Genomic DNA, 13,860 nt, shown 5'->3' on the forward strand with positions numbered 1-13,860 from the left:
AGGCTGTCAACCCTGCTGCTTGCTGTTTGCTGAAGGGGCCGAGCTGCGATTGTTTTGCACCATGTTCACCATGGAGTCAATCATCAGCGACATTGCCATGGGAACTCCTGCGACGGAATCCTGAAAGCCCTGGGTTTGACCTGAAAGCTTGCTTGAGGTGTTGCGGACGATCGGCATCTGTTTTTTGCAAAGGGCAATTCCAGATCGCCTGGTGGGTCGTCTGGAAATTGGTCCTGGTGTCGGCCAGGACCAATCATGCTTGAAAAAGCAGGCTGGATCGGGAAATCCAGCTCAAGCTTTAAGCGTTCGCAATAGAAAGAATGCGTCCGCCTTGAGCCTGAATGCTCTGGATGGTTTTGGACAGTGAGCCGTAGCTCACAACCGAGCGCTGCGAGGAGCGACGCACGGCACCCAGCTGAACGCGGGATGTCCAGAGGATGGTGAAGGAATTGCCACCGCCAACAACCTTGCGCGTACCGGCAGCGGTGGGATTGGTGTTGGAAGCCACGCTGGTTTGCAGCACGGAGTCGCCAGAGCGATCGAAGCCTGCAAATCCAGTGTCCAGCGCTTTGGTGCGTTGGTAGGTGACGTTGCTTTGGCCCACCTGGCTGAGGGAGGTGCGTGCGTAAGGAATGCTGTCGGTGCCGAAGTTGTTCAGGTACTCGTCGCTGTAGGTGTAGCTGGCGATTTCTGCTTCAAAACCTTCTTCAGCCAGCAGCTTCACGTGAGCGCTGATTTCCGCCTGATCGCGGGGAGGACGGCCCAGCAGGTGCTTGAAGTTCAACTCAACAAACCGGTAGGGGCTGTTGGTCTCGAGATAGAGACGGCGATAGGTCTCGGACTGCGCCAGTGCGGTCACAAGACCCTGCACGGTCAGATCACCATTGATGAACAGAGCCTCAATCGATGGGCACTGGTCCAGCTCCATCAGATGGCGATTGCCAAACACCTGGCGATAGGCAGCGCGGATGATGTCGCCTGCGTGCTCACGATCAAGATTGGCCGTGCTGGCGAGCGTGGCTGTTGCAGTCATGGGTTGAGGGGAAGGGTGCGTCGATGTGCGGGCCTGGATCGCAGATCAGGTCTGGAAGAGACCCGCTGGGGGGAGGGGAGGTGGACGGTGCGTGATGCAGGGATTACATCACTTCGCTGATGGAGACAATCCGTCCGCCACGGGCGTGGATGTACTTCATCTGGCTGGTCATGTCCTTGCCATTCACCAGGTAGCTGGCGTTCGGTGTGCGCTGGCGACCGCCGCGAGGCTGGGCCTGCACCACGATGCGGAAGCGCTTGGTTGTTGCCGAGGGGGAACCGGCAACGGCACCGTTGCGGTTGGCGCGGACGGTGGTGCTGCGCCAGCCGCTGGGCACGCTGTTGGTGGCGACGGAGGTGACCAGTGACGAGCTGTTGGTGACCGCGTCGCTGGCGGCATAGCCTTCGGCCAGCGACAGATGGCGGTTGAAGGCGACCTGAGAACGACCCTGTTCGCTGAGGATGCGCATGTAGGGCACCGTGTCTTCACCGAAGGTGGACTGATACTCGGTGCTGTCGAGATAGCTGTTGATTTCGGCTTCGTAGCCGTCGTTCGCCAGGATCTGGATGTGCTCGCTTAGCTCGGCCTGCGAACCGGGTGCGCGACCCAGAAGGTGTTTGAAATTGAGCTCGACGAAACGGTAAGGCGCGTTGCATTCGAAGAAGCGACGGCTGTACTCGGGTGAGAGCGCAATGGCACGGACCAGTTCCCTGGTGCTGAGATAGCCCTCGGCGAACTTGCTTTCAGCGCTCATGGCACGCTCCGACTCCATCAGGTGGGGGTTGCCCATGACCTGTCGGTAGGTTGCACGGATCAGACCGTTGATCTGATCAGCGGTATCGGCAGGGCAGCGCTGGAAGACTTCCTGTTCGCGTTGGCCGAGACCGAAGCCAACGTAGGCATCGTTGCGAATCGGGGTGGAATCGCCACCATCGCTGCTGGTGCGCTTTTTGGGCGCAAAGCGGACGCCGCCGGAAGGGCTCGCGCCTCCGCTGGCACCACGGGCACCGGAAGGAAGGGCGATGTAGGCGCTCGTGCCGCGAGCCAGCACATTGCTCAGCTGGCTGCTGGATCCAACGGCACTGTCACTGATGGCGAAGCCTCGCTCGAGCGCCGCCATGTTGGCGAAGCTGTTGTTGGGAATTCCGGCTGCCGAGGTGAAGGAGCGGGTGTAGGGAACAACGTCATCACCGAAGACCTCGGCGTACTCAGCGCCGTCAACAATGAAATCGACGACGGCGTCGTGTCCGCGGTCAGCGAGCAGTGCGATGTGCGCTGACATCTCAGCCTGATTGATCGGTGGCCGTCCCAGCAGGTGCTTGAGGTTCAGCTCGATTCCCCGCTGCGGAGCGACGCCTTCAAAGAAGCGAGAGCGATAGAAGCTGGACTTGGCCAGGCCGCGCACGAAGTCACGCACGTTCAGTTCGCCGTTGCAGAACTGGGCTTCGAGCTCAGCCGAGCGCTCGTTGTCCATCACATGGGCGTTGCCGTACACCTGGCGGTAGGCCGCGCTGATGGCCGTGGCCAGCGCCGCTGCGTCATCGGGTGCATAGCGCTGAGCGGTGACGCCGTGGGGGCAATCCTCGTGATTGCGGGGCCCGATGGCGATCTTCATCGTGCTGCAGGACTGACGTAGAAATTCGCCATTGCTGAGCGCAGGCTTGGCCGCAGCGTTGCGGTTCCTGCTGAAGGAGACCGGTCCGTCGTTCAGGGATTCAGCGCCAAAACCTTTGGAGGCAGACATGGTGAGTGATTCGCGAGGAGAGGTGGGAGTGAGTGTCCTGGTTGGCTGAGAAGCGAGGTGTGGATGTCATGCGCAACATCCGATGCTCGCTTCAATCAGTGTTCAGCCTGTTGAAGGGACAGGCGTCAGCGCTCAATTCGCTGGTGTGATGCTGGCGATCTTGCCGCCCTCGGCGTGGATGCGCTTGAACTGCTCAGAAAGCTTGTCGAAGGGCACGTAGTACACCCGGTTCGAGCGGGTGTAACGCGAGATGCGACGCACGTTGTTGGCCTTGTAACCCGTGACTTCGATCCGGTAGGTCTTGCCCTGATCGCCTGCGCCAGCGCCGTTGCGGTTGGCAGCATCCTGGAGGTTGGTGGAAGGACGGAAGCTCCAGCCCTGCGCTTCTAGAGAGGAGGGCGGTACCACCGGCATCGGACGGTTCTGATAGGCATTGCCGCCGAGCTTGCTGCTGATGCCCGAAAGATCACCCTTCAAGCTGCTGCTGCTGTTGCCGCGCAGAAGCTGGAAGCTCCAGGTGAATTCCTGCAGGGTGGTGCAGGATTCCGTTTTCCAGCCGCGCTGGAAGGGCACCGTCCACTCGCCGAAGGTGTCCTGATAGTCAGCGCAGTCGAGAAAGCTATCGATGTCGGCCTCGTAGCCATGGCTGTCAAGACGCTCGGCGTGGGCGCGCATTTCGTTGAAGTCAACGGGTGCGCGTCCTAGGAGGTGCCTGAAGGCCAGCTCGATGTAGCGGTAGCGGGAGCAGGAGTCAAAGAAGCGATCGCGGTAAAGCTCGCTCTTGGCGATGCGACGCACCAGCTCACGAACACTGATTTCACCGAGTTTGAACTGGGATTCCGCGACGAGCTGGCGCTCGCTCTCCATCACGTAGGCGTTGCCGAGGACCTGCTTGTAAACAGCACGGATGATCTGTTCTTTCCTGGCGTCGTCATCGCCCGGAATCAGCTCGAGAGGAGCTTCGCTTTCCTGGGAGAAACGCTCAACCCCGAGCAGGGAGGCAGGACCGAAGGGCATGGAAAACGCCGTCTGTTACGGCAGCCATCGTCAGATGTCTGCGGTAGCGATGGCAGCTTTCTTTATAAACCTCAATCAATTGTGTGGGAATGTTGCGTGACGTGTCACTTTTTCAGCCCCTCTTGGGCCAGCTTTGATTTTCGAAGGTGACTTTCAAGTTGGTCGCTGCCTTTTCAGCGCAGATCTTCTAAGGATGCGCGCGTGTTCTGTCGGGTCATCGGGTTCCAGCAATCCAATTCTGTGTAGGGGTGGCTCTGAAGCACTCCCACCTGATCTTTCAGGCCTGTGGTGAGTGAGAAGTCGGCCCCTGCGATCGATTCAATGCCTTCAAGGCCAGCTTCGGTGAGATCGGCTCCACGAAAATCGGCAAAATCAAGCTGGCATCCGCTGAAGCGTGCCCCCCGACAGCGTGCGCCTTGGAGAACGGCATGGCGTAGATCGGCGCCCACCAGTCTCACCTCATCCAACAGGCAGCCGCTCAGGTCCGCTCCGCTGAGATAGGTCCCCATCAGATTGGCGCCGCGTAGGTCCATGCCGCGCAGGTCGGCCCCATTGAGAAAGGCGCCATTGAGCCGAGCGCCAGGGCCGACCGCCCCAGAGCTACGTGCGTCAAATCCCTCAGGAAACTTCGTGCTGTCGTCGTAGCGAGCCAGGCGCAGGTCAGCGCCGTCCAGTCGGCAGCTGCTCAGGTCGGTGCCGCGCAGGTCGACCCTGCAGAGCAAGGCGTCACGAAGGTCCTGGTTGTCCAGTCGAAGTCCGCGCCAGTCCGCACCACGGGCATCCTTCGAGGCACCTTGAAGATCTTCAGGGCGCTTCAGTTCGGACGGTGTCCAGTCGGTCAGTTGCAGCGATGCGGTCAAGTGAATCAACGGGTGCTGTACATCGAGCCTGCCACGATCAAGACGACCCTGAGCAATTCGATGCCGCCCACGACGGCCAGGCCGAGCCAAAGCTTCTTGGCCCATGCAGGTGGCTCTTTTATCCAGACCGGAAGCTCGCTGAGTGCGTCCTTCGTCTGCAGCTTCTGCTCCCACAGCATGTCTCGGTGATCGCTGCCGTAGCGGGGGAAGCGCTGGTAGATCGGCTTTTCGCCAGTCGGCGCACCAGGGATCACCCGTGATCGCTGGCACGGCACGTCGTCATAGCCGAAGGCATCGAGATATTCCGCGCTGTCGAGCACGGCATCGACGAAACCACTGAACCCCTTATCGGCAATCACGATCGACCAGCTGATCCGCTCGCTCTGGCCATGAACAGGACGACCCAGCACCCGTCCCACCACCTGGTCAACCAGGCGGTAGTTAGTGCTGCAGGCGACATAGCCTTCTTGGAACCGCCGTGAGAGCAGCAGGCTGCGGATGAAGTCACGGGTCGTGATGCTGCCATCACGAAACTGCGACTCGAGATTGACGTCCCGGTCGCATTTCATCGCATGGAAGAAGATCTGCCGGTAGGCCTGTTCGATTTGGGCGCTGCGATCGTCGCGGCTCGGAAAGGTTGCTCTTTTGAGTTCGGAGGTCAGGCCACCCAGATCCCCAACGCGCTGGTTCTGGCTTGTCAACGGATACTCCAGTAGCTGAAGCGCCATCGGTAGAAATGCTTAGTTGATAACGGAAATTCTCGGCCTTTTTCTCCCGCTAGAGATTATTGGCTTCGTGTCTCTTCATCACGTGTCGAATCATGTTGCTGATGTGCTCGAGCGTTTCCCCCAATGCCTTGGCGTGGTCGGCTGAGCTGAGGCCTGCGTAGGTCTGCATGGAGTTCTGGCGGAGGTGGGCCAGGGCTCGTAAGAGTGCCGGCACGGGCACATCCAGCAGGCTGTAGAGCTCAGCCAGGGCCACCATCCCTTCGCGATCGGTGATCTCCGTGCGCTTCAGGGCGATGCCATAGATGCTCACGCGCAGGAAATGAAAACAATCTCGCCAGCAGGCATCTGCTCGCTCCTGGGGGTGGAGCTTGCCACCAGGTTTCACCAGGTCGGGCTCGTCGCTCAGCAGCGCAGACCGTGATCGGTCCACAAGCGCAGGCACGAGGTCCTGAAGGCTGACCAATGGAGCGCAGTCCACTCCTGACCATTGACAGCAGCGCTGCAATTCCTCAGTGCTCAGCAAGCGTTGATCGCGGTTCGCCGTCGCAATCACCTGGCGCAGATCGAGGGCAATGGTGGGGTCCTGGTCGAGACCGCACACTTTGGCCCGTTGTGCCAAAGCTCTGATCTGATCTGCGCTTGCAGCGTTCACGGCTGCGCCGATCCCAAGGGAATGTTGGGCAACACCGGGCAAGCGGTCAGCCAGCCGTGACGTTCGAGGTAGAACGCCCAGACGATGTCTCCACCCACGCCTGGGCAGTGCTTAGGCATGGCCTCCGCGAGGGAGGAGCTGATGCCCAGGTGTTGCAACAGCGCTCCTGCATCCAGTGCCGATCCGACGTCGGCGGATCGAATGGCAGCTCCCACCACCCAGGTCAGTCGCGTCGACTCAAGGGCGCAGCTGTCGCTTTCGCAGGCCAAGAGGATGTTTCCTGGCTGCGGCATGGCGGCGTAGGTGTCCTGCCAGAGCTTCAGATCATCGGGTTTCAGGTTCAGCCGGAGAACGTGCTGATCGATGGTGTGCAGCTGCTCGTTCTCTTCCCCGAGATTCTCCATCAAGGACCTGAGGCTCGCCTGTGGTGATTCGTTCATCGCTCGACTCAGGCCAAACCAACTGTATCGGTGTTGTTTGGAGACATCTCACGCCTCTGAAGGTGTTGCCACAAATGGGTGAAAACGACGTCGCTGGACAAGTTCTGGACGATCGATACCATCAGGCCGACCCGGTGCTTTTCCCATGGCCGCAACTGACTCCAGTTCCGCGATGGTTCAGCAACTCAGTCGTCAGCTGCATGCGGTCAGTGGCATTGCTGAATCGCTGACGCTGCGCTTGCTGGCATTGGAAGAGCGCTTTGCGCAGATCGAGACTTCTCTTGATGCTGCGCCTGAGCACGCCGAACACGATGCTGACTCCCAGCAATTGTTGGTCGAAAGCAGTGATCGCCTGAAGCATCTCCAGGGCCTTCTGGATGACATGCCGGCTGAGGTTGCCACCGCTCTCCAGGCCGTTGATGAGCCCGCGGTGTTAGCTGTCGTTCAAAACAACGACTCGGTTGAGGACGACCTGATGGAGTCGGAGCACGAGCTCGACGCTGATCCCACTGAGACGGTGTACGTGGATGATCCGCAAATCGAGCATCTCGAGGAGCCTGTGAGCCAGGAGAGAGATGAGGATCAGATCGATCTGCTGAGCGCCTGACGATCCTTCTCAGCCCACCAGGATTCAACTGTTCAGATCCAGAAGACGCACGCGGAAACGGGCCACTTGTCGAGCCTGCGTTGGCTCGGATTGCACAAAGGGGTGGTCGCTGAGGTGTGTCAGCACGATTTCGATCCGCTGCTCGAGTGATTGGTCGTCGAGTTCACCTGCCTTGAGGCAGCGTTGCCAGGCTGGATCAAACACCATGGCGAAACCATCGGCGTTGTTGAACTGGCGATCGTCGTTGATCGGAACAGGGATCAAGGAGCGATTCAGCGAAATGCCAGGACCCAGATTTGAACTGGGGACACGGCGATTTTCAGTCGCCTGCTCTACCAACTGAGCTATCCCGGCGCGTTGTCTGCGCGACCCGCGAATCCTAAATCACGGCGTGACGCTGAGGCGTGTTCTCGCCAGACAAATCACCCCCTGGGTGACGATTCCAGCGGTTTGCAAGGCGTCACGGGCGGCCATGACAGTGGCTCCGCTCGTGACGATGTCATCCACCAACCACACCTGCGCAGCGTTTGAGCTGAGTGTTTCCAACAGCCCAGTCGATGAAAGGCGCTCCCTCACCACTTGAAAGCTCCCTTGTTGATTGAGCAATCGCTGCCGGCGGTTGAGGTGGTGTTGCCCCACGGTGGGACGACTGCGTTCGAGCACAGGGACGCACGGTTTCTGGAGGCTGCGGCACAGCAACTGCGGAAGGTGATTGGCCCGGGATTTCGCTTTCCAGCTAGGGATGGGAATCAGCAGGGCATGTTGCGACAGTGCGCTGCGCAGTTCTCGGCACAAGATGTGCAGAACAGTGGAGTCTGGTGTGATGCGCAGGCGTAGAACCATCCGCCTCAGTGCACCCTCGTACCAGCCGGCCGCATGCCAGGACAGTGGCTCGAGACCCTTCAGTCCAGAGGCTTTCAACCCCAGGCTCTGCCAGCACGTCTGGCACAGACCTTCCTGCTCAGTGGTGAATGGATTGGGGGTCTGGCAATGCCAGCAGACTGGCTGAATGAGCAAATCGCTCAAGCAGCGTTTCAGGGAAATCAGCACGTCATGGCAACAGGGGTTGCCGTCAGGATTCCCCGCTTTCGGCAGGTGCCGGCATGGCGCGGAGCATGGCGACCATCGTGCGATGGGCGTCTTCGCTGTCGGTGAGGGTGTGATCGAAGCGGATGCTCACCGGCTGACCATTCACATCCAGGATCATGGCTTCAGCGGTCACTTCCGACATCTTGGCGGCGGTGGCATCCGTCAGACCGCCGTAGTGATGGGCGTAACGCAGCACAGCATCACTGTGATCGTCGTTCATATGACGACAGATGCGTTCGCTGACTGCGGGGGTGAGCGGATCGGCGGCCATGGGAAAAAATTGGGGTGGAGAGGAACAGGTCAGCTGAAACGCTGCCAGAGCAGCAGGGCCAGGCGGAAACCGCTGAATCCCACGTATCCGGCCAGCACGATGAACAGCCCGATGGCGAGTGCGTCGCGAAGTCGGTTCGGCAAGGGCTTATGAAGGCGCATGCGATTCTCCCTCGGAAATCACGGATTGTTCACGCGTCTGTTGCAGAGCATGCAATGCCAGCCGTGCGACGCCTGCGGCTGGGGGCGACGCACAACTGCGGATCGGCAGCTGCAGAAAGCGTTCCCTGATCTTTCGCCATTGAGGATTGCGGGCTCCGCCGCCGAGGGTGACTAGGCGTTTCGGTGCCGGTGCGCCCAATTCGGTGAGCTTCGCCCACCCCTGGCATTCGATCCGGCTCAGTCCTTCGAGCAGAGCGTGGAGGTAGAGGGCATCACTGACTGGACGCGGCGTCAGCACCGCTTCCATCTCGGGCGCATCCACGGGAAAGCGCTCACCCCGACCGATCAAAGGACGCAACTGCAATCCACTGTCGCGATCAGGGTCAATCTGACGGCTGAGCTCTGCCAGATCGATGCCTGGAAAGCACTGGTGTAAGACAGCACCGCCACTGTTCGAAGCACCTCCCGCCAGCCAACGGCCGCCGACGCGATGGGTGGAGGTGCCAGCTCCACTGTTGAGGGGGCGATCCGTGAAGCGTTTGAGCACCAGCGTGCTCCCCAGCACGGTGATGCCCTCGTCCTCTGCGGCATCTGCCGTCAGCACGGCTGCATTCGCATCCGTGGTGCCCGCGATCACCTGCAGCTGTTCAGGCAAGCCGAGCTGTTGGGCTAGCGCAGGTGCGATGGTGCCGAGCGGTGTCCCGCTGGGACGGATTTCGGGCAGGGCCTCCTTCCAGGGCAGGTCTTGGAAGGCTTCGGGCCACCTGTTCTCGTTCAGGCACCAGCCGAGACGAAGATTGTTGCCTTCTTCGCCATAGCGCCAGTTCTGCATCAACCAGCCGCTGATCCAGTCGGCTTGATGGCGGAGCAGCAGCGGTTGCGGATGCTGCTGGATCAAGCGCAAAGCACGCGCCACGCTGCCGCTGGCACTGGCCGCAGGCCCACCCTTTGGAATCAGTGCGGCAACTGCGGAGATGTGTTCAGGGCACGCCAAGTTGTAGGGCAGGGCGTTGCCGAGTGGTTGGCCGTCTTGGCTGCAGGCGAGAAGGGTGCCCGAGGTGCCATCGACGGCCATCGCCGCCAGGCGCATCCTGTCCGCGCTGGGAATGGCTTGGATCAGTTGGCTGCATCCGGCGACCCAGTCCTCGGGATGTTCCAAGCCTCTGGGATAACCAACCGCTTCGCTGAACAGCAGGTCCCGCTGCGCATTCAGAACGGCGACACGCACACCACTGGTGCCCAGATCAATGCCGAGCACCAGGGGGTTGCCCATGCTGGTTTCAGGCGTTGCGCAGTTCCGCTGCCTTGGCATCCACGTCTTCCCAGGGTGCCTTCAGATCGTTGCGGCCAAAGTGTCCGTAGGCCGCAGTGTTTTGGTAAAAGCGTCCGCCACGTTTTTGCGGCAGGTTCCGGAGATCGAAGGTTTCGATGATGGCTCCAGGGCGCAGATCAAAGTGTTGCTGCACCAGCGCAGTGAGAGCGTCGTTCGCAAGCTCACTGGTCCCAAAGGATTCCACAAGAATGGAAACGGGTTTGGCCACACCAATGGCGTAGCTGAGCTGCACTTCAGCGCGTTCAGCCAGTCCTGCCGCCACAAGGCATTTGGCGACATAACGCGCTGCATAGGCTGCAGAACGGTCCACTTTGGTGGGGTCTTTACCGGAGAAAGCGCCGCCACCGTGGCGGGCATAACCGCCATAGGTGTCGACGATGATCTTGCGGCCGGTGAGACCGGCATCTCCTTGTGGTCCGCCCACCACAAATTTGCCCGTGGGATTCACCAGATATTTGGTCACTTCCCGGTTCGGTTTCAGAGCGAGATCCGCTGTGGCTGGTTCCACGACATGGGTCCAGAGGTCTTCGGTGATTCGCTCGCGGATTCCTTGCTCATCGCTGATACCGGCGACCTCTTCAGTGTGTTGCGTGGAAATCAGGATGGTGTCGATCGCCACCGGCTTGTCGTTTTCATAAACAACACTCACCTGGGTCTTGCCGTCAGGCAGCAGGTACTCGAGAGTGCCGTTGTGGCGCACTTCCGCGAGGCGTCGCGACAAGCGGTGGGCCAAGCTGATGGGCAGGGGCATCAGCTCCGGTGTCTCATTGCACGCGTAGCCAAACATGATTCCCTGATCACCGGCACCGACGAGATCCAGAGGGTCGCCGGCATGGTCATCGGCCTCGTTCACACCCTGGGCGATGTCAGGGGATTGTTGATCGAGTGCGACCAAAACGGCACAGCTGTTGGCGTCAAATCCACCTGCCCGGGCTCCGCTGTAGCCGATGTCATTGATTACATTGCGGACCAGGCGAATGAAGTCGACCTGGGCCTTGGACGTCACCTCGCCGGTGATCATGCACAGGCCGGTATTCACAACCGTTTCGCAGGCGACGCGGCTGGAGGGATCCTGGGCCAGAAGGGCGTCGAGTACGGCATCACTGACTTGATCGCAGATCTTGTCGGGATGGCCCTCCGTCACGGACTCGGAGGTGAAGACGTATCGACTCATGACCTTCGGTAATTGCCCGGGACTGTAAGGCGTCGATGCCTCAGGACTGCTTGGACTGCCCTCCGAGCGTGAGTTCACTCCAACGGTGAATCAGGTGCTCATGTGCTGTGAGTTGAGGAGATTGGTGCCACCCGGCCACATAACCCAGGGTGATTCCGATTCCGGCTTGTCGTGCCATCAGTAGATCTGTATCGGCATCGCCAATCAGGGCGCAATGCGATGCCTTCAGATTCAGCTTTGTGCACAGTCCGTGCACAGCTCCTGGATCAGGTTTGCTGGGTTGATTGTCTGCACTCCAGACATCGGTAATGCACTCACCCAGTTGATGTGCATCGATGAAGCCCTGAATCCCCGCTGTGGTGTCATTGCTGATCAAGGCACAGACCACACCTGCTGCCTTGAGTTCTCGCAGGATGTCTGCAGCACCTGGAAGGAGTGCAGTGGAGTTCCCCGTGGAGCTCTTGGCTTCATGGTTTTGGTCCACCGCATCGAACATCTCGTCGGCCAAGACCAGGGCGCGTGGCCAGCCGAGCCGCATCTGACAGAACACTGTCGCCGTGCTCAACAGGTTGTGTTGCCGAGAGGCCACTGCCAGGGTTCCGTCAGGGGTGACGCCGGACTCACAGCGGCCGTAGGTTCTGGCCAGCAGGTCGTGGAGTTCGCTGAGCTCGCTCTTGGATGCACCCATCGCTTGGAAACGTTCCAGGGCTTCCGTGATGCGAGCATCTGCAAGAGCAATCAGACGAGGCTCGCTATGGGAAAGGGTGCCGTCCTTGTCGAACAGCACCCCTTGCACCGGGCCGAGTGAACGGCCCCTGAGTTGGAGATGAGCCACAGGCTCAAACACCTCAGACCATCATTGAGCCAAGAGACTCTTCGCCTTCCTCGGCCTGTTCCAGCAGCATCTGCTTGTAACGGGCAGCCATTTCTTCGGCCTTATCGAACACCTTCTGAGGGTCGGTGAGCATGTCACCGGGCTCGGGTTCAAGTGCCTTGGTCGATAGAGAGATCCGACCGCGCTCCGCATCGAGGTCGATGATCATCACCTTCATTTGATCATTCACATTGAGCACCGAGTGCGGTGTCTCGATGTGCTCGTGACTGATTTCGGAGATGTGCAGCAGACCGCTGACGCCGCCGATGTCGATGAAGGCACCGTAGGGCTTGATGCCACGGACAGTACCGACAACAACTTCGCCGACTTCGAGGCGATTCATCTTGCGCTCGACCAACGCACGACGGTGGCTCAGCACGAGACGGTTGCGCTCTTCATCCACCTCGAGGAACTTCAGAGGCAGGAAGTCAGCAACGAGTTCTTCCTTGGGCTTGCGGGTGCTGATGTGGGAGCCCGGAATGAATCCACGCAGACCCTCAACCCGAACCAGTGCACCACCCCGGTTGGTTGCAAACACTTCGGAGTAAATGGTGGCGTCTTCTTTTTGAAGCTGACGCACGCGTTCCCAGGCGCGCTGGTATTCGATCCGACGAATGGACAGCGATAGCTGACCGTCTTCGTTCTCTTCACTCATGATGAAGAACTCCCGGATCTCTCCGGGCTGGAGCACATCGCTCAGGCCCTCAACACGATTGATCGAGACCTCTTGAAGAGGCATGAAGGCCGCTGTTTTGGCCCCGATGTCGATCATTGCGCCCTTCGATTCGAGCGCGAAGACTGTGCCGTTGACGATGTCGCCAGGCTTGAAGTTGTAGTCGTATTTGCTGAGCAGCGCTGCGAACTCGTCGAGCGTGAAGCCAGCGCTGTCCATGTCCCGGCTGGCAGCTCTGCTGCTGGGGTCGTCAGCAGTCGGGATGTCATCAGGAATGCTGAGGTCTTCATCCGTGCCGAAGTCAGCTTGATCAGCTGCGCCTTCAACCACTGCGTCTGGCGCGGATGCGACGGCTTCAGCGGAGTCCACTGCAGATTCCTGGGAAGGATCTGTGGGGGTGACAGTCATGGAGCGATGGCGGTCTGTCCGATGGACAGAGCGAAAGAAACCGAGACAGGCCCGCCGACCTGAATCGAGCAATCTTCCATTTTACAGGGTGACGGCCAGGCTCAGATTGCGGCTGTCAATTCCGTCTTCGATGCGCTGATTCCTTCAAGGGTCGCCACGAAGTCACTGACCCCGCTGAACTGGCGGTAGACCGAGGCAAATCGGATGTAGGCAACCTCGCTGATCAACTTGAGTTGATCAAGCACCAGTTCGCCGATGTCGCTGCTGGAAACCTCACGGCCACTGCGCTGTTGGAGGCTGAGTTCGAGTTCCTCAACCATGGTTTCCAGCCGTTCAGGTGCAATACCCGTTTTCTCGCATGCACGACTTAAGCCATGCAGAAGTTTGCTGCGGCTGAATGTTTCTCGGTGTCCGTTGCGCTTAATCACCGTGATTGGCACGGTTTCCACTCGTTCGTAGGTGGTGAAGCGAAATTCGCAATTGAGACATTCCCTCCTGCGTCGCACACTTCTTCCACCATCGGCTGCTCTTGATTCGAGCACCCGGCTATCGGTGTTTTGGCAGGAAGGGCACTGCATGCCCGCAAAATCGCGTTACTGAATGAATTGTACGTGTTGCGTCCACCCATGACCGCTTATGGCTCAATTCACGCTGTTTGACATAAAAAAAGCCCCGCCGAAAGGCGGGGCCTGAGGGATTACTTGCCGATCTTCGGGGGATCGCGGAAGGCGATCGCGAAGAAGAGGGTGGCAATCGCAAGAGTGAGGATGAGGATGTAAGCGAAGCTTTCCATCGG

18 protein-coding genes and 1 tRNA gene are annotated in these 13,860 nt (G+C 59.6%); 1 reads left to right on the plus strand and 18 read right to left on the minus strand.

Annotated features, from left to right (window positions below):
• Positions 1-6: 6 nt before the first annotated feature.
• The 8 genes from SynNOUM97013_RS02585 to SynNOUM97013_RS02620 all read right to left on the minus strand — a co-directional run bounded on the left by SynNOUM97013_RS02585 (position 7) and on the right by SynNOUM97013_RS02620 (position 6,474).
• Positions 7-177 (minus strand): hypothetical protein, encoded by a 171-nt coding sequence (locus SynNOUM97013_RS02585; RefSeq protein WP_186480653.1) that lies wholly within the window; start codon positions 175-177, stop codon positions 7-9.
• 121 nt (positions 178-298) lie between these two features.
• On the minus strand, positions 299-1,033 hold the full coding sequence (locus tag SynNOUM97013_RS02590; protein WP_186480654.1) for a phycobilisome rod-core linker polypeptide: 735 nt from the start codon (positions 1,031-1,033) through the stop codon (positions 299-301).
• 103 nt (positions 1,034-1,136) lie between these two features.
• The gene (locus tag SynNOUM97013_RS02595; protein ID WP_186480655.1) at positions 1,137-2,777 is read right to left on the minus strand and encodes a phycobilisome rod-core linker polypeptide; all 1,641 of its coding nucleotides are present in this window, start codon (positions 2,775-2,777) and stop codon (positions 1,137-1,139) included.
• 132 nt (positions 2,778-2,909) lie between these two features.
• Positions 2,910-3,794, minus strand: a complete 885-nt coding sequence (locus tag SynNOUM97013_RS02600; RefSeq protein ID WP_186480656.1) for a phycobilisome linker polypeptide — start codon at positions 3,792-3,794, stop codon at positions 2,910-2,912.
• Between the two features lie 173 nt (positions 3,795-3,967).
• Positions 3,968-4,654 (minus strand): pentapeptide repeat-containing protein, encoded by a 687-nt coding sequence (locus SynNOUM97013_RS02605; RefSeq protein ID WP_255442910.1) that lies wholly within the window; start codon positions 4,652-4,654, stop codon positions 3,968-3,970.
• 5 nt (positions 4,655-4,659) lie between these two features.
• Positions 4,660-5,382, minus strand: a complete 723-nt coding sequence (locus tag SynNOUM97013_RS02610) for a phycobilisome rod-core linker polypeptide (protein ID WP_186480658.1) — start codon at positions 5,380-5,382, stop codon at positions 4,660-4,662.
• Positions 5,383-5,431: 49 nt separating this feature from the next.
• A complete protein-coding gene (locus SynNOUM97013_RS02615) occupies positions 5,432-6,034 on the minus strand; it encodes a phycobilisome polypeptide (protein WP_186480659.1) in 603 nt (200 codons plus the stop codon).
• Positions 6,031-6,474 (minus strand): hypothetical protein, encoded by a 444-nt coding sequence (locus SynNOUM97013_RS02620; protein ID WP_186480660.1) that lies wholly within the window; start codon positions 6,472-6,474, stop codon positions 6,031-6,033. Before SynNOUM97013_RS02620 ends, SynNOUM97013_RS02615 begins: the two co-directional genes overlap by 4 nt.
• 145 nt (positions 6,475-6,619) lie before the next feature.
• On the opposite strand from SynNOUM97013_RS02620, the gene SynNOUM97013_RS02625 reads away from it, so the two are divergent.
• Complete coding sequence (locus SynNOUM97013_RS02625; RefSeq protein WP_186480661.1) at positions 6,620-7,081, plus strand: hypothetical protein; 462 nt, start codon at positions 6,620-6,622, stop codon at positions 7,079-7,081.
• A gap of 24 nt (positions 7,082-7,105) precedes the next feature.
• Here SynNOUM97013_RS02625 and SynNOUM97013_RS02630 read toward each other — a convergent pair whose 3' ends face one another.
• The 10 genes from SynNOUM97013_RS02630 to SynNOUM97013_RS02675 form a co-directional block, all read right to left on the minus strand.
• Positions 7,106-7,345, minus strand: coding sequence for a hypothetical protein (locus tag SynNOUM97013_RS02630; protein ID WP_186480662.1), 240 nt, complete (start codon positions 7,343-7,345; stop codon positions 7,106-7,108).
• A gap of 17 nt (positions 7,346-7,362) precedes the next feature.
• A tRNA-Phe gene (locus tag SynNOUM97013_RS02635) sits at positions 7,363-7,435 on the minus strand.
• A gap of 30 nt (positions 7,436-7,465) precedes the next feature.
• On the minus strand, positions 7,466-8,098 hold the full coding sequence (locus SynNOUM97013_RS02640; RefSeq protein ID WP_255442911.1) for a ComF family protein: 633 nt from the start codon (positions 8,096-8,098) through the stop codon (positions 7,466-7,468).
• 55 nt (positions 8,099-8,153) lie between these two features.
• A complete protein-coding gene (locus tag SynNOUM97013_RS02645; protein ID WP_186480663.1) occupies positions 8,154-8,441 on the minus strand; it encodes a DUF2470 domain-containing protein in 288 nt (95 codons plus the stop codon).
• A 147-nt stretch (positions 8,442-8,588) separates the two neighbouring features.
• Complete coding sequence (locus SynNOUM97013_RS02650) at positions 8,589-9,875, minus strand: FGGY-family carbohydrate kinase (RefSeq protein ID WP_186481376.1); 1,287 nt, start codon at positions 9,873-9,875, stop codon at positions 8,589-8,591.
• Positions 9,876-9,882: 7 nt separating this feature from the next.
• Positions 9,883-11,109, minus strand: coding sequence for a methionine adenosyltransferase (metK, locus tag SynNOUM97013_RS02655; RefSeq protein WP_186480664.1), 1,227 nt, complete (start codon positions 11,107-11,109; stop codon positions 9,883-9,885).
• Between the two features lie 40 nt (positions 11,110-11,149).
• Complete coding sequence (locus SynNOUM97013_RS02660; RefSeq protein ID WP_186480665.1) at positions 11,150-11,944, minus strand: HAD family hydrolase; 795 nt, start codon at positions 11,942-11,944, stop codon at positions 11,150-11,152.
• Between the two features lie 13 nt (positions 11,945-11,957).
• Complete coding sequence (locus SynNOUM97013_RS02665) at positions 11,958-13,064, minus strand: 30S ribosomal protein S1 (RefSeq protein WP_186480666.1); 1,107 nt, start codon at positions 13,062-13,064, stop codon at positions 11,958-11,960.
• 101 nt (positions 13,065-13,165) lie between these two features.
• Positions 13,166-13,642, minus strand: coding sequence for a transcriptional regulator NrdR (gene nrdR, locus SynNOUM97013_RS02670; RefSeq protein WP_186480667.1), 477 nt, complete (start codon positions 13,640-13,642; stop codon positions 13,166-13,168).
• Between the two features lie 119 nt (positions 13,643-13,761).
• Positions 13,762-13,857, minus strand: coding sequence for a photosystem II reaction center protein T (locus SynNOUM97013_RS02675; RefSeq protein WP_006042122.1), 96 nt, complete (start codon positions 13,855-13,857; stop codon positions 13,762-13,764).
• Positions 13,858-13,860: the final 3 nt, after the last annotated feature.

It is taken from the genome of Synechococcus sp. NOUM97013, assembly GCF_014279815.1.
Lineage (GTDB): Bacteria > Cyanobacteriota > Cyanobacteriia > PCC-6307 > Cyanobiaceae > Synechococcus_C.